Annotated in this window: 17 protein-coding genes; 10 read left to right on the forward strand and 7 right to left on the reverse strand. The window is 60.7% G+C overall.

The genetic code is table 11. From position 1 onward, the window contains the following. The 5 genes from petA (at window position 1) to EK23_RS12850 (ending at window position 3,892) form a co-directional block, all read left to right on the forward strand. Window positions 1-591 carry a ubiquinol-cytochrome c reductase iron-sulfur subunit gene (petA, locus tag EK23_RS12830; protein WP_045225915.1) on the forward strand — a complete coding sequence of 197 codons (591 nt, stop codon included), beginning with the start codon at window positions 1-3 and terminating at the stop codon, window positions 589-591. Continuing rightward, window positions 591-1,973, forward strand: a complete 1,383-nt coding sequence (locus EK23_RS12835; RefSeq protein ID WP_082054170.1) for a cytochrome b — start codon at window positions 591-593, stop codon at window positions 1,971-1,973. The genes petA and EK23_RS12835 overlap by 1 nt, the downstream gene beginning before the upstream one ends. Beyond that, window positions 1,970-2,695, forward strand: a complete 726-nt coding sequence (locus EK23_RS12840) for a cytochrome c1 (protein WP_045225917.1) — start codon at window positions 1,970-1,972, stop codon at window positions 2,693-2,695. Before EK23_RS12835 ends, EK23_RS12840 begins: the two co-directional genes overlap by 4 nt. A gap of 148 nt (window positions 2,696-2,843) precedes the next feature. Further along, complete coding sequence (locus EK23_RS12845) at window positions 2,844-3,491, forward strand: glutathione S-transferase N-terminal domain-containing protein (protein ID WP_045225782.1); 648 nt, start codon at window positions 2,844-2,846, stop codon at window positions 3,489-3,491. After that, the gene (locus EK23_RS12850) at window positions 3,491-3,892 is read left to right on the forward strand and encodes a ClpXP protease specificity-enhancing factor (RefSeq protein ID WP_045225783.1); all 402 of its coding nucleotides are present in this window, start codon (window positions 3,491-3,493) and stop codon (window positions 3,890-3,892) included. The genes EK23_RS12845 and EK23_RS12850 overlap by 1 nt, the downstream gene beginning before the upstream one ends. A 35-nt stretch (window positions 3,893-3,927) precedes the next feature. Here EK23_RS12850 and EK23_RS12855 read toward each other — a convergent pair whose 3' ends face one another. Further along, complete coding sequence (locus EK23_RS12855) at window positions 3,928-5,547, reverse strand: beta-barrel assembly-enhancing protease (RefSeq protein ID WP_235282044.1); 1,620 nt, start codon at window positions 5,545-5,547, stop codon at window positions 3,928-3,930. Window positions 5,548-5,580: 33 nt separating this feature from the next. Between EK23_RS12855 and tusD the strand changes: the two genes are divergently transcribed. From tusD to EK23_RS12880, 5 genes are all read left to right on the forward strand, one after another. Then, complete coding sequence (gene tusD / locus EK23_RS12860) at window positions 5,581-5,958, forward strand: sulfurtransferase complex subunit TusD (RefSeq protein WP_045225784.1); 378 nt, start codon at window positions 5,581-5,583, stop codon at window positions 5,956-5,958. A gap of 9 nt (window positions 5,959-5,967) precedes the next feature. Further along, the gene (gene tusC / locus EK23_RS12865) at window positions 5,968-6,318 is read left to right on the forward strand and encodes a sulfurtransferase complex subunit TusC (RefSeq protein WP_045225785.1); all 351 of its coding nucleotides are present in this window, start codon (window positions 5,968-5,970) and stop codon (window positions 6,316-6,318) included. After that, the gene (gene tusB, locus EK23_RS12870) at window positions 6,318-6,626 is read left to right on the forward strand and encodes a sulfurtransferase complex subunit TusB (RefSeq protein ID WP_045225786.1); all 309 of its coding nucleotides are present in this window, start codon (window positions 6,318-6,320) and stop codon (window positions 6,624-6,626) included. Before tusC ends, tusB begins: the two co-directional genes overlap by 1 nt. Window positions 6,627-6,631: 5 nt before the next feature. Next, a complete protein-coding gene (locus EK23_RS12875) occupies window positions 6,632-6,961 on the forward strand; it encodes a TusE/DsrC/DsvC family sulfur relay protein (protein WP_097990969.1) in 330 nt (109 codons plus the stop codon). 103 nt (window positions 6,962-7,064) lie between these two features. Then, window positions 7,065-8,738: a formate--tetrahydrofolate ligase gene (locus EK23_RS12880; RefSeq protein WP_045225787.1), complete on the forward strand. Its 1,674-nt coding sequence runs from the start codon at window positions 7,065-7,067 to the stop codon at window positions 8,736-8,738. Window positions 8,739-8,760: 22 nt separating this feature from the next. On the opposite strand, the gene EK23_RS12885 is transcribed toward EK23_RS12880, so the two are convergent. The 6 genes from EK23_RS12885 to recR all read right to left on the reverse strand — a co-directional run bounded on the left by EK23_RS12885 (window position 8,761) and on the right by recR (window position 13,721). Then, complete coding sequence (locus EK23_RS12885) at window positions 8,761-9,492, reverse strand: UDP-2,3-diacylglucosamine diphosphatase (protein ID WP_045225788.1); 732 nt, start codon at window positions 9,490-9,492, stop codon at window positions 8,761-8,763. Window positions 9,493-9,554: 62 nt separating this feature from the next. After that, a complete protein-coding gene (locus tag EK23_RS12890; RefSeq protein ID WP_268748183.1) occupies window positions 9,555-10,076 on the reverse strand; it encodes a peptidylprolyl isomerase in 522 nt (173 codons plus the stop codon). Window positions 10,077-10,282: 206 nt separating this feature from the next. Further along, entirely contained in the window at window positions 10,283-10,921 is a 639-nt protein-coding gene (locus EK23_RS12895) for a carbonic anhydrase (protein WP_045225789.1), read from the reverse strand. 24 nt (window positions 10,922-10,945) lie between these two features. Beyond that, window positions 10,946-12,514 carry a SulP family inorganic anion transporter gene (locus tag EK23_RS12900; protein ID WP_045225790.1) on the reverse strand — a complete coding sequence of 523 codons (1,569 nt, stop codon included), beginning with the start codon at window positions 12,512-12,514 and terminating at the stop codon, window positions 10,946-10,948. 245 nt (window positions 12,515-12,759) lie between these two features. Beyond that, window positions 12,760-13,104 (reverse strand): histidine triad nucleotide-binding protein, encoded by a 345-nt coding sequence (locus tag EK23_RS12905; protein ID WP_045225791.1) that lies wholly within the window; start codon window positions 13,102-13,104, stop codon window positions 12,760-12,762. A 17-nt stretch (window positions 13,105-13,121) separates the two neighbouring features. Beyond that, complete coding sequence (gene recR / locus EK23_RS12910; protein ID WP_045225792.1) at window positions 13,122-13,721, reverse strand: recombination mediator RecR; 600 nt, start codon at window positions 13,719-13,721, stop codon at window positions 13,122-13,124.

Raw genomic sequence — 13,721 nt, forward strand, 5'->3', positions numbered from 1 at the left:
ATGAGTGACAACGTGGATACCGGCCGGCGCTGGTTTCTGACCAAGGCCGCGGCGGTAGCCGGTGCCGTGGGCGCCGGCGCGGCCGTAACGCCCTTCATCGCTTCGATGCAACCCAGCGCCAAAGCGCAGGCGGCGGGTGCTCCGGTGGAAGTCGATATCGCGCAGATCGAGCCCGGTCAATTGATCCGGGTCATGTGGCGCGGGAAGCCTGTGTGGATCCTGCAGCGTACTCCCGAAACCCTCGCGACGCTGAAAACCCTGGACGACAAGCTGCGCGATCCGAATTCGAAGGAATCGGAACAGCCCGCGTTGGCTGCCAACGAGTGGCGCGCCATCAAGCCGGAGGTCTTCGTGGCGGTTGGGATCTGCACCCATCTCGGGTGTTCGCCCACGTACCGGCCGGATGTGGCGCCTGCCGATCTGGGGCCGGACTGGAAAGGCGGGTTTTTCTGTCCCTGTCACGGCTCGCGCTTCGACCTGGCTGGTCGTGTCTACAAGGGCGTGCCGGCGCCGACCAATCTGGAGGTTCCGCCCCACTACTACCTCAGCGACACGCGCCTCCTGATTGGAGAAAACGGAGGTAACAGCTGATGATCGCCGAGAAGTCCAAAAATCTGCTGGCTTGGGTCGACGAGCGCTTTCCGCTGAGTTCCTTCTGGAATGAACACCTGGCCAAGTACTACGCGCCGAAGAACTTCAATTTCCTTTATTTCTTCGGGTCGCTGGCACTGCTGATGCTGGTCAACCAGATCGTCACCGGCATCTTCCTGACCATGCACTTCAAGCCGGACGCCAACCTGGCGTTCGACTCCGTGGAGTACATCATGCGCGACGTCAGCTGGGGCTGGCTGATCCGCTACATGCATTCCACCGGGGCATCGGCGTTCTTCATCGTCATCTATTTGCACATGTTCCGCGCCCTCTTCTACGGTTCGTTCAAGAAACCGCGTGAACTGGTGTGGCTGTTCGGCATGGTGATCTTCCTCATGCTGATGGCCGAGGCCTTTTTCGGTTATCTGCTGCCTTGGGGGCAGATGTCCTACTGGGGCGCGCAGGTGATCATTTCCCTGTTCGGCGCCATCCCGGTGATCGGTGACGATCTCGCCCTCTGGGTGCGCGGCGACTATGTGGTGGCCGATGCGACCCTCAACCGCTTCTTCGCCTTCCATGTGGTTGCGATCCCCTTGGCGCTGCTGGCCTTGGTGGTATTCCATATCGCGGCCCTGCACACGGTGGGGTCCAACAACCCGGACGGCGTGGAAATCAAGAAGTACAAGGACGAAAACGGCATTCCGGTGGACGGAATTCCTTTCCATCCGTACTACACGGTCAAGGACCTGTTTGCTGCCGCTGTGTTCCTGACAATTTTCGCCCTGATCATCTTCTACATGCCCGAGGTGGGCGGGTACTTCCTGGAGCACCCCAACTTCGAGCCCGCCGATCCCATGAAGACCCCGGAGCATATCGCACCGGTCTGGTACTTCACGCCCTTCTATTCCATCCTGCGTGCGATTCCCGACAAACTGGGCGGGGTCCTTGCCATGGGCAGCTCCATCGTCGTGCTGTTCGCCCTGCCGTGGCTGGACCGTTGTGAGGTGAAATCCATCCGCTACCGCGGGGATGTGTACAAGTGGGCACTGGTCCTGTTCGTCATCTGTTTCATAGGGCTTGGCATCCTGGGTACCAAGCCGGTCTCGCCGGTGAGCACACTGCTGGCGCGGATCTTCTCCGTGGGCTACTTTGCCTTTTTCCTGGCCTTGCCCGTTTATTCCCGCCTGGAAAAGACCCGGCCCGTACCGGAGCGGCTCAACGAGCCGGTAATACCGCTGGAAAAGCGGACCGGCCGACACTGGGATCTGGTGCGCGCGCTGTTGGCCTGGGCGATGCAGACCAGCCTGGTCAAGAACCTGGCCGGATACCTCTGCGAACTGAACCAGAAGATCAAGAATAAATGCTGCAAGACGCAATCATGAGAACTGTACTCGGAGTGTTGCTGCTCGCCCTAGCCGTATCAGGCCAGGCTCTCGGGAGTTCCGGCATGTCGCTGGAGGATGCGGATGCGGATGTCTTCGACAAGGCCTCCGTTCGGCGTGGTGCGGCTCTGTATTCAAACTACTGTGCAGGTTGCCATTCGATCAAGCATTTGCGCTACTCCCGTTTTGCCGCCGACTTGAACTTGAAGGAGTCGGACCTGCGCAGGGATGTCATGCTCGGTGGGGCTTCCATCCATGACAGCATGCTCAGCGGCATGGCCAAGAGCGATGGCACCAAGTGGTTCGGGGTGGACCCGCCGGATTTGTCGCTGGTTTCCAGGGCACGCGGAGCAGACTGGCTGTTCAGTTACCTGAAGGGCTTTTATGTTGATCCTAGCAAGCCGACCGGCGTGAACAACGCGGTATTCCCCGACGTGGGCATGCCCAACGTACTGTGGGAACTGCAGGGTTTGCAGAAGCCAGTATTCAAGGAATCCGGGGGAGTCAAGGTGATCGATCGTCTCCAGTTGGTGGAAAAGGGCAGGATGACCACGGATGAGTTCGACCAGGCCATGAACGATCTGGTGAACTTCCTGGTCTATGCCGGCGAGCCGGCCTTGTATCAGCGCATCCCCCTGGGCAAATATGTGATCCTTGCGTTGCTCCTGCTGTCGGTGCTGCTCTACCAGTTGAAGAAGGAATACTGGAAAGATGTGCACTGATTTTTCGTGATAAAATGGCGGGCCTTTTCTTCGACTGACGGCGCGGTGGCACCTTGCGGTTCCCTCCGTTTCCTGGCGGCCACCTGGATCTATCCAGACGCCTGATGCTGCAGTCGGCCCATCGGTCGTTATTCGTGAGGATCTAAGCGTGGCAACTGCGGCTAGTCGCAAATCGGTGATGACGTTGTTCTGTTCCCCAACGTGTGCCTACAGTCATCGCGCCCGGTTCGTGCTGCACGAAAAGGGGATCGCGGCGGACGTGGAGTATGTTGACCCGCAGCAGCCTCCGGAAGACCTGCTTGAGCTGAATCCCTACGGCAGCACCCCGACCATGGTAGACCGTGACTTGGTGCTCTACGATTCGCGCATCATCATGGAGTATCTGGACGAGCGCTTTCCACACCCGCCCTTGCATCCCATGGATCCGGTGTCGCGGGCGCGGGCGCGCATGCTGGTGCACCGCATCGAGCAAGATTGGTACAGCCTGCTGGACGAGATCGAGAAGTCCGCCGACAAGAAGGCGACCAGGCCGAAGAAGATGCTGCGCGAGAGCCTGATCGCGGCGACACCGGTGTTTGCCGCCAAACCATTTTTCTTGAGCGAGGAATTCTCGCTGGTGGACTGCACCCTGGGGCCCCTGCTCTGGAGGCTGCCTTCCCTGGGCATCGATCTGCCGAAACAGGCCGAGGTCATCAAGAACTACGCTGTGCGCTTGTTCGAGCGAGACGGCTTCCAGGCCAGCCTGAGCGACCAGGAGCGGGAGTTCGGGGTAGGCGCAGAGCTGCTTACGGCCTGATGAAGCCTTTGAAGCCCTATTTGATCCGCGCCGTCTATGAGTGGATCGTGGACAACGACTGTACCCCCTATTTGCTGGTGAATGCCGATGCGGAGGGTGTGGTGGCGCCGAGGCAGTACGTGGAGGAGGGCCGCATCGTATTGAACCTTAGGCCGCAGGCGGTTCACGGTCTTTCCATGGGTGATCAGGAAATCGCCTTCAGTGCGCGTTTCGGTGGCCAACCCACGCAGGTGTCTGTTCCGACCCCCGCGGTTCTGGCGATTTATGCGCGGGAGAATGGCCGTGGCATGGTGTTCGATTCGACCGAGGGGGACGATGACACGCCGCCTCCCGCAGAGACGCCATCCCCGGTCGAGGGCAAGCCCAAGCGGGCGCGGCCAACCCTGAAAGTGGTCAAATAGCCGCGGGCGTTCTCGTCGTTCCGCAGCCTATCGGCTTAGCGCTTCCGCTTCTCCTCTTCCTCGGCGATGAACTGCTTGAGGCGCTCGTCGATCACGGCGTTCACATAGAAGTCCTTCCCCGCTAGACTTCGGGCGATTCGAAGCTGCAAGATGGCGGCCCGCGTCTGTCCATTGGCATAGTAGGCTTCCGCAACATAGCGGTGCGATTCCGCCTCCCGCCCCAGGGCCGCGTAACACTGCCCCATCAGGTTATACACTTCCGGGGAAACCGCCGCTTCGTGCACCATGTCCTCCAGAAGACTTTTCGCCTTGCGCGCGTTGCCGGTGAGCATGAGGGCCTTGGTGAAATTGAGGCGAATCGCGCGGTTGCTCGGGAATCTCTGCAGGGCCTGTTCGTAAAGGCGCAAGGCGCTGGGGTAGTCGCGTGAGTCGACCTCGGATTGCGCCAGGGCATTGATGAACTGGGACTGTTCAGGATATTTAGCCGTGAGCTGCTGCAGGATCGGTTGGCCCTCCTTGAATTTCATCGCCGCTATCAGTGAGAGCGCGAGGCCGTAGCGGGTCACGTCCTGCTGTTCGGGGGTGCCGTGGCCGGTGATCGCCCGAAAATAGGCCAGCGCCTGTTGCGGTGATGGGGCTGTCTGCACTCTCAGTTTGGCGCGTATGATCTGGTAGGCGAAGGAGTCCGGGTATTGGCGGTAGGTAAATTTCTCGGCTCGGCCTCGGGTATCGGAGATACGTGAAACGGTCACTGGATGGGTGAGGAGAAACTCGGGCAGGCCATGGCCGGCGAACCGCGTGGACTGCTGCATCTTTTCGAAAAAGTTGGGCATGGCGCGCGGATCGAATTCCGAGCGGGACAGGATCTGCATGCCGACGCGGTCCGCTTCCGCTTCGTTGTCGCGGGTGAAGTTTATCTGGTACTGCATGTTCGCCGCCTGCGCGGCGACAATAGCGGCTTGACTCATCTGACCCGAACCGGCCTTCGCACCCAGCAGCACCGCGGCCAGCATGGCCGCCGCCATCGGCAGGGTCATGCGGCCGGCGGCTTGGAACGTCTGGTAGAGATGGCGCTGGGTCACGTGGGCAATTTCGTGGGCCAGGACCGAGGCCAGTTCGCTTTCCTGCTCGGAGGTCAGAATCAGGCCGGAATTGACGCCGATGTAACCGCCGGGACCCGCAAACGCATTGATGTCGGGGTCGGTCACTACAAAGAAATGGTAGGCTTGAAACGGATTATCGCTGTTGGCCGCGAGCTTTTGGCCAATGGATTGAATGTAGTCGCTGATTTCAGGATCCTGGTTGATGTTGAGCTCATTGTGCAGGCTTCTGAAAAAGGCCTCACCCAGCGCCTTTTCCTGCAGCGGGGTGATGATAGTGCCGGAAGGGTCTCCGATTTCCGGCAACTGGATATCCGGTCGCTTGTCGCCGTTGCCTGCTCCCGCCTGCGCCGGTTCGATCACCTGGCCGGCGGTATCGGGCAACTGCAGGTCCAATTGCTCGGGCCGGACCACCGAGACCGGTGCGGCGAGAGCCGATTGGGATAGCAGCAAGAGGCAGGCAATCTGCTTTTGGGGTAAGAACTTCATGATGACAGTTTGGGTAACGACGCCGCTGCGCGATGCCGCGGGCGGGGGCCGCGGAGCGCCAGACATTCAGGGCTCCAGTCTGGTTTTGCGGGCGTCCGAATGAAATTTGCCATCCAGGTCCACGGGAGCCCTCAGGCCGGCGAGTGTGGTGACAGTGCCTATCAGTTTATCAGAGCGGCGCTGGCGCAAGGGCACGAGATTGTCTGCGTGTTTTTCTACCATGAAGGGGTCTATCAAAGCGTGAGGCAGGATCCTTCCCAGGAGGGCGGGGTCTCTTTCGCCGCGAACTGGTCGGAACTGGCCGAGCGCGAGGGCTTCGTGCTGGACGTGTGCATCAGCGCGGCGCAGCGCCGGGGCGTGGCACCCGAGGGCAGCGATCCAGGCTTGGGGCTGGCGTCCGGCTTTCGACTCAGTGGCTTGGGTGTGTGGGTGGACGCCTGCCTGAAAGCCGACCGGGTTTTGATTTTCCGCGAGTGACACTGTCTTATGCGCAGCTTTCTGTTTCTGATGGGACGCCCACCCTATGCCGGGCTTTGGGCTCAGGAAAGCCTTGATCATCTCCTGACCGTTGCTGCTTTCGATCAGACGGTGCGCGTTTTGTTCCTCGACGATGGCGTGTTTCAGTTGCTGGACGCGCAGCGCCCGCGCGGGCGAAGGTCGGTGGCGGCCCAACTGCAGGCCCTGGCGTTGTATGACGTGGACGAGGTATTCGCCGAGCGTGAATCGCTGCAGGAGCGTGGTGTGTCGACCAAGGACCTGGTATTGCCCGCCCGATTGGTTGCCCGGGCGGAGGTTCCCGCCTTGCTGGATGCCGCTGACATCCTGATAGCCTGCTGATGGCCATCTTACACTTGTTGCGCCGTTCGGCGTCATCCCCGATGGAACTGGCCGGCGTCTTGGGACGCGCTCGGATGGGAGACGGCGTGTTGCTGCTTGGCGATGCGGCCTACGCGGGACTGGCCGATGCCTGCGCGGCCGCCGCCGTAGCCGATGCCGGGGCACGCGGCATCGCACTGTATTGCCTTGCGCCGGACCTGGAAGCACGGGGCATCGTACCTCAGCGCCTGCGTTCCGACATTCAGGTGATCGAGTACTCGGACTTCGTGGACCTGAGTATCCAGTATCAACGTAATTGTTCCTGGTGAGCGGCATGATCGAGGTCAATGGCCGGTTTCTCCCCACGACGGAGAGCGGCTTTCTGGTCCATGTTGATGACTGGTGCGAGGCGGCGGCGGAGGTGCTGGCCGCGGGTGTCGGCATTGAATTGACCGAGGCGCATTGGGAGATCCTGCGCCACATCCGGAACTACTATCTCGAATACGACCACCTTCCCAACGCTCGCATGTTCGTCAAGCTGGTGCAAAAGCGATTTGGAGCGGAAAAAGGCAACAGCCGCTACCTGGCACTGTTGTTCCCTGACAGCGCGGTGCGGCAGGCCTGCCTCATCGCCGGCCTGCCCAAGCCTCCCGGCTGCCTGTAATCCGCGGCGCGGCCTTGATTGCTGCGCTGTTGCGGAAGCCTCATAATTCCAAGTTATTCATTCCATCGGAAACTGCCGCGCAGCGGCCGCATCAGGAGCATACATGTCGGATATCGAGATTGCACAGAAGGCAGACGTCAAGCCCATCATCCGCCTGGCGGAAGAACGCCTTGGCATAGCGCCGCAGCATCTGGACCCTTACGGCCACTACAAGGCCAAACTGTCTTTTGAGTATATCGAGAGTCTCAAGGACAAGCCCGATGGCAAACTGATCCTGGTCACCGCCATCAGCCCCACCCCGGCGGGTGAGGGCAAGACCACCACCACCGTGGGTCTGGGCGATGCCCTGAACCGCATCGGCAAGCGCACCATGATCTGCCTGCGCGAGCCGGCACTGGGGCCCTGCTTCGGCGTGAAGGGTGGCGCGGCGGGGGGCGGTTATGCCCAGGTGGTGCCCATGGAGGACATCAACCTGCACTTCACTGGCGATTTCCATGCCATCGGCGTGGCGCACAACCTGTTGTCGGCCATGATCGACAATCACATTCACCAGGGTAACGCCCTGGATCTGGATCTTCGCCAGATCCAGTGGAAGCGGGTGATGGACATGAACGACCGCGCCCTGCGGAACATCGTGGTGGGCCTGGGTGGCACGGCTAACGGCTTCCCCCGCGAGGACGGCTTCGACATCATAGCCGCCTCGGAGGTGATGGCCATTCTCTGCCTATCCAATACCCTCGCCGAGTTGAAGGAACGGCTGGGCAATATCCTGGTGGGCTACACGCGCAGCGGCAGCAAGCCGGTGTTCGCCCGCGACCTGAATGCGCACGGTGCCATGGCGGCGCTGCTCAAGGACGCCCTGCGCCCCAACCTGGTCCAGACCCTGGAGAACAATCCGGTTTTCGTGCACGGCGGTCCCTTCGCCAACATCGCACACGGCTGCAACACCATCATCGCGACAAAATCCGCGCTGAAAATGGCCGACTACGTGGTGACCGAAGCCGGGTTCGGCGCCGACTTGGGCGCGGAGAAATTCATCGACATCAAGTGCCGCAAGGCCGGCTTGAAACCCGACGCGGTAGTGCTGGTGGCTACGGTGCGAGCACTCAAGTCCCATGGCGGCGTGCCGGTTAAGGAACTGACCCAGGAGAATCTGCAGGCACTGGAGGCTGGCTTCGCCAACCTGGCGCGGCATATGACCAATATCAAGGAGCGTTTTGGTCTACCCTGCGTAGTGGCGATCAACCATTTCGTGTCCGATACGGACGCTGAGATTGCCTTGCTGAAGAGCAAGGTCGAGGAGTTTGGCGGCAAGGCGGTGATTTGCCGGCACTGGGCCGAGGGCGGCGCGGGTGCCGTCGAACTGGCCGAAGAAGTATTGCGCCTGGTGGACTCGGGCGAGTCCAGGTTCCAATTCCTCTATGACGAGAATGCTCCGCTGTGGGACAAGATCACGGCGATTGCCACCAAGGTCTACGGGGCATCGGAAGTGACGGCGGACATCAAGGCGCGCCAGCAACTGGCGCAGCTCAGCGAGGAATACAGCCACTTCCCGGTGTGCATCGCCAAGAACCAGTATTCCTTTTCCAATGACCCGGGCCTCAAGGGCGCGCCGACGGGCCATGTACTCTCCATCCGCGAGGTGCGCCCCTCCCATGGAGCGGAATTCGTGGTGGTGATCTGCGGTAATATGATGACGATGCCGGGATTGCCCAAGGTGCCGGCCGCCGAGCATATCGACATCGACGCCCAAGGACGCATCAGCGGCTTGTTCTGAAAGGAGCCGCGCGCGGTTCGGCTCAGGCGCTGAAGTGCTCGGCGGTCCAGCCGGACTGCGGGCTCCAGCACAGGGCCGAGCCGTCACCGTGCCACTCCGCCAGCACCCTGCGTGTGGCGGCCGCGCCATCCACTGTGAGTTCATGGATGGCGGGGCGGTGGGTGTGGCCATGTACTAGGGTCTTCACCCCGAAGCGGCGCATCACCTCGGTCACGGTATCAGGGTTGGCATCCATGATCTCCAGGGTCTTGCCGCGTTTGTCGAGGCCGCTCTTGACGCGGTACCAGCGCGCGTAAAGCTGGCGGACGAGCAGAGGCTTGGACAAGGCATTGCGTTTCCATTGCGCGCTGCGTACCCGGACCCGCGCGCTCTGGTAGGGCAGGTCGTCTGTGCACAGCAGATCGCCGTGGGTGACGAGGACGGTTTCCCCGCCGACCTGGACCAGGGCGTAATCCTCGAGTAGGTTAGCCCCGGTCTCCCGGCAGAAGCGTTCCCCCACGAGAAAGTCCCGGTTTCCGTGTTGAAAGAAGAGTTCGGTGCCGCTCTCAGCCAATGATCGCAGTGCGTGCTTGACCTGACGGTTGGGTGTCGAGTTGTCATCGTCGCCAATGTAGGCGTCGAACAGATCGCCGAGTATGTAGAGCTGGCGGGCGCCACGCGCTCGACCCTGTGCAAAGCTCAAAAAGCAGCGCGTGGTTTCGGGTCGCGCCGCGCTGAGGTGCAGATCTGATATGAAGAGAATGTCCTGGCGCACGGGAAGTGGGCCGTAGGGCAGGGGATTGCCCAGGCCTTCGTGGGGCCCGGGCGTAAGGGCTTCTATTCGCTGACGACGGTGGCCTTCTCGACCACGATGGGTGTTTGCGGCACATCGGTAGGCATGGGGCCACCAGGGCCCGTCGGCACCTTGGCCATGGCGTCCACGACGTCCATGCCCTCCACTACCTCGCCGAACACGGCGTAACCCCAGCCCTGCGGGGTCGGGCTGGTGTAGTTGAGGAAGGTGTTGTCCTTGAAGTTGATGAAGAACTGCGAAGAGGCTGAATTCGGGTCCGGCGTGCGCGCCATGGCGATGCTTCCGCGCTTGTTGGGCAAACCATTGTCTGCCTCATTCTTGATCGAGGCATGGGTAGCCTTCTGCTTGAAATCCTGGGTGTATCCACCGCCTTGTGCCATGAACCCCGGAATGACGCGGTGGAAGATGGTGCCGTTGTAATGGCCTTCCTTCACATAGGTGATGAAGTTTTTCACCGTGACGGGCGCCTTGGCGGGATCCAGTTGGAGGACGAAATCGCCCAGCGTAGTTTCGAACTTGACTTTGGTGGCAGTGGTTTCAGGCATCTTCTTGGAGCGTTCCGCGGCAAAGGTTAGGGATGAGAAGGCCAGAAGGCCGATCAGTCCGGTCGCAATCAGTTTCATGAATCTTCTCGGGATGGTCTTGGCTGAGGCCGCTGGCGCCTTTGCGCGAGCCAAGTTGCGGTTCACCGCGGGCCAGGGGCGTCCGTGCGCCGGTCGGTTGATAAGTCGCAGCCGGGCGCGTTGGGCGCTTATTCTAAGTCATATTGATAAAGCGGGTCGAGTTGCATCTCCGGCGTCAGGGTGATCAACTCCTTGATGATGCCGTCGTGCAGGCCATAGATCCATCCGTGAATCAGCGGCAAGCGGCTCTTGATCCAGGACTTCTGGATGATGGCGGAATGGGCCAGGTTATGCGCCTGTTCGATGACGTTGACTTCCACCAGACGCCCCCAGCGGCCTTCCTCGGATTCCTCCGCGTCGATTTCACGCCGGTGCAAACGGTAGACATCCTTGATGTTCTTCAACCACTTATTGGCGAAAAAGAGATTGGGATTGGGCTTGTTCATGGCCGCCCGTACGCCTTTGCAGCGGTAGTGGCCGCACACGATGACATGCTCCACCTCCAGGATGTTCACGGCGTATTCCAGGGCGCCCAGCAGGTTGAAGTCGGAGTGGCTTACCTGATTGCCGGTATTCCGGTGGACCAGGATTTCCCCAGGTTCGCTGTTGGTGATCTCGTCCGCGTGCACCCGGCTGTCTGAACAGCCGATCCAGAAGACCTTGCACTTGCGGTCCTGACGCAAGTGATCCAGAAAGTTCGGGTCTTGCTCCAGCTTTTCCTGCGCCCAGGCCTTGTTTTCCAGTAACAGGCGTTCGATCGATTTCATCTCGTCCCCCTTTCAAACGATACTTCAATGGCCACTGCCGGAAGGGGCGAATCCCTCCCGTATGGCAAGATTTTTCAGTTCCACCGTGATGTTGTCGTCCTTGGCGGCTTCCACGAAGTCGACGATGGTTTCCAGGATGTCATCATCCACGAACTGGGCTCGGGTGCCGTCGATGATAACAAAGCCATTTTCCTCGATGCGATCGAGATAAGCGCGTAATAGCGCCTTGTTCAGGAAGGATACGTCTTTCTGCAAGCGGACTAGATAGTTGCGGCCATCCCGAGTGAAGGAAATGGCGGCGTGGAAATTGGCACGAATGACGAAGAACAGACCCACGGCGATGCCCACGGCAATGCCTTTCAGCAGGTCGGTCAACAGAATGGCCAGCAGGGTGACCAGGAAAGGGGCGAACTGATTGAAGCCCCGGCGGTACATGTCGCGGAACAGTTGCGGCTTGGCCAGCTTGTAGCCGGTGAGCAGCAGCACGGCCGCCAGGCACGAGAGCGGGATCAGATCCAGGTATTCTGTCAGGAACATGACGCTTAGCAGCAGAAGCACGCCATGCACAAAGCAGGCGACCTTGGTGCGTCCGCCGGCGCTCACATTGGCGGCGCTGCGCACGATCACGGCAGTCATGGGCAGCCCGCCGAGCAGGCCGCAGACGAGGTTCCCGACCCCTTGCGCCTTCAGTTCGCGATTGGTGGGCGCGACCCGTTTAAGGGGATCGATCTTGTCAACAGCCTCCAGGCTCAGCAAGGTTTCAAGGCTGGCGACGATGGCGATGGTCAGCGCCAGCGTGTAGACCTTCGGATTGCTGAGCTGCGAGAAGTCCGGGAGAGTAAACTGCCGGAAGAACTCCAGCGGATGATGAATTACCGGCAGGTTTACCAGGTGTTCCTTGGCTATACCCCATTCCGGCGCGTACGCCTGTGACCAGATATTGAAGCCCAATCCCCACAGGACGGCGACCAGGGGGCCGGGAAGCAGGGACAGCAGCTTTCTGCTCTTGAAGAACGGCGTTTCCCACAGCAGCATGATGATGATGGCTACGGCGCTGACGATGACCGCGCCCGGCGAAATCGCCTGAAGGGCATACGCCATCTCGGAAAATGTGGTGTGCGTGTCGGACTGGAGATAGGCCTCATCGCCCTCAAAATCGCTATCGTAGCCGACCGCGTGAGGAATTTGCTTCATGATCAGGATGATGCCGATGGCCGAAAGCATGCCCTTGATCACGGCCGCTGGAAAGTACGCACCGATCACCCCGGCCCTTAAAAAGCCCAGTAGCAGCTGCACGGCGCCGGCCAGGGCGACGCTCAGTAGCAGGGACTCGAATTTCCCCAATTGTTCTATGGCATTGAGGATGATGACCGTCAAGCCGGCCGCCGGTCCGCTGACGGAGAGTTGGGAGCCGCTCAGCCAGGAAACCAGAAGCCCGCCGACGACGCCGGCGATGACCCCGGAGAACAGAGGTGCGCCGGATGCCAGGGCAATGCCCAGGCACAAGGGCAATGCCACCAGGAATACCACGATGCCGGCGGGCAGGTCGTGGTGCAGATTCGCGAGATAGTACTGGAGCTGCTTGTGGACCATGGGAAGACTCCGCATGAAGGAGTAAGTTTGAATATGCGGGAAAGACTAACCCAAAGTCTTTTTGGTGTCGACCAAAAAATAGATGCTTGATGAATGTTATGGGCGGCGACCGGTTCCGTCTCATGTCTGCAGCTCAGGAACTGCAAGGCCTGGGCGTGTTGCCTGTCCTACGGATTGAATGCAGCGGCGCCGGCAAGCGCGTGCGATTCGACCGAGCTCCTTGCGCTATCCGCGAGTGATGGTGCTCAGCCGGGCGGCCAATGCAAGGCTCGTCCGCCCAGCACGTGCAAGTGCAGGTGGTAGACTTCCTGTCCGCCATTGGCTCGGCAGTTAATGACCGTACGATAGCCGTCACGGTCGAGTCCCTCCAGTTTGGCTACCTGCTGTACTGCCGCCAGCAAGGCGCCTGCCAGGGGGACATTTTCAGCCGGGAAGTCGTCGAGGGTGGCTATGTGTTGCTTCGGAATCACCAGCACATGGGTGGGCGCCTGGGGACGGATGTCCCGGAAAGCGAGCACGTGGTCGGTTTCCAGGACGATGTTCGGTTTGATATCGCCCGCGACCATCTTGCAGAACAGGCAGTCTGACATCGGCTTTACTCCTCGGTTCAAAAATCCCGGCGGCCCTTGAAGGCGTGAGCCAGGGTGGTCCCGTCAACATACTCCAGTTCGCCGCCGAATGGCACGCCGTAGGCGATGCGGGTGGCGCGCACCCCGTACTGCCTGGCCATTTCGCTGATGTAATGGGCTGTCGCTTCACCTTCCACGGTCGTGTTAGTCGCCAGGATCAGTTCACTGACCGAACCCGCCCCGAGGCGCTGCTCCAAAAGCTGCAGGTGGAGTTCGTCGGGACCGATGCCGTCCAGGGGCGAGAGTCGCCCATTGAGAACGAAGAAGCGGCCCTTGAAGCCGGTGGCTTGTTCGATGGCAAATACTTCGGAAGGGGATTCCACGACGCAGAGGGTACCCGTATCGCGGCGTGGGTCGCTGCAGACCGGGCAGAGTTCGCCCTCTGTCAGGGTGCGGCACAGGCGACAGTGGCCTATGTGTTCCAGCGCATCGAGCAAGGCTTCTGCCAGGGCTTGGGCGCCTTCACGATTGCGCTGCAACAGATGCAAGGTCATGCGCTGCGCAGACTTCGGTCCCACCCCGGGCAGGCAGCGGAAGGCCTGTATGAGCCGCTCGATCTTGCCGCCCCCGGCGCGCAT

Source organism: Methyloterricola oryzae, from assembly GCF_000934725.1.
GTDB classification, from domain to species: domain Bacteria; phylum Pseudomonadota; class Gammaproteobacteria; order Methylococcales; family Methylococcaceae; genus Methyloterricola; species Methyloterricola oryzae.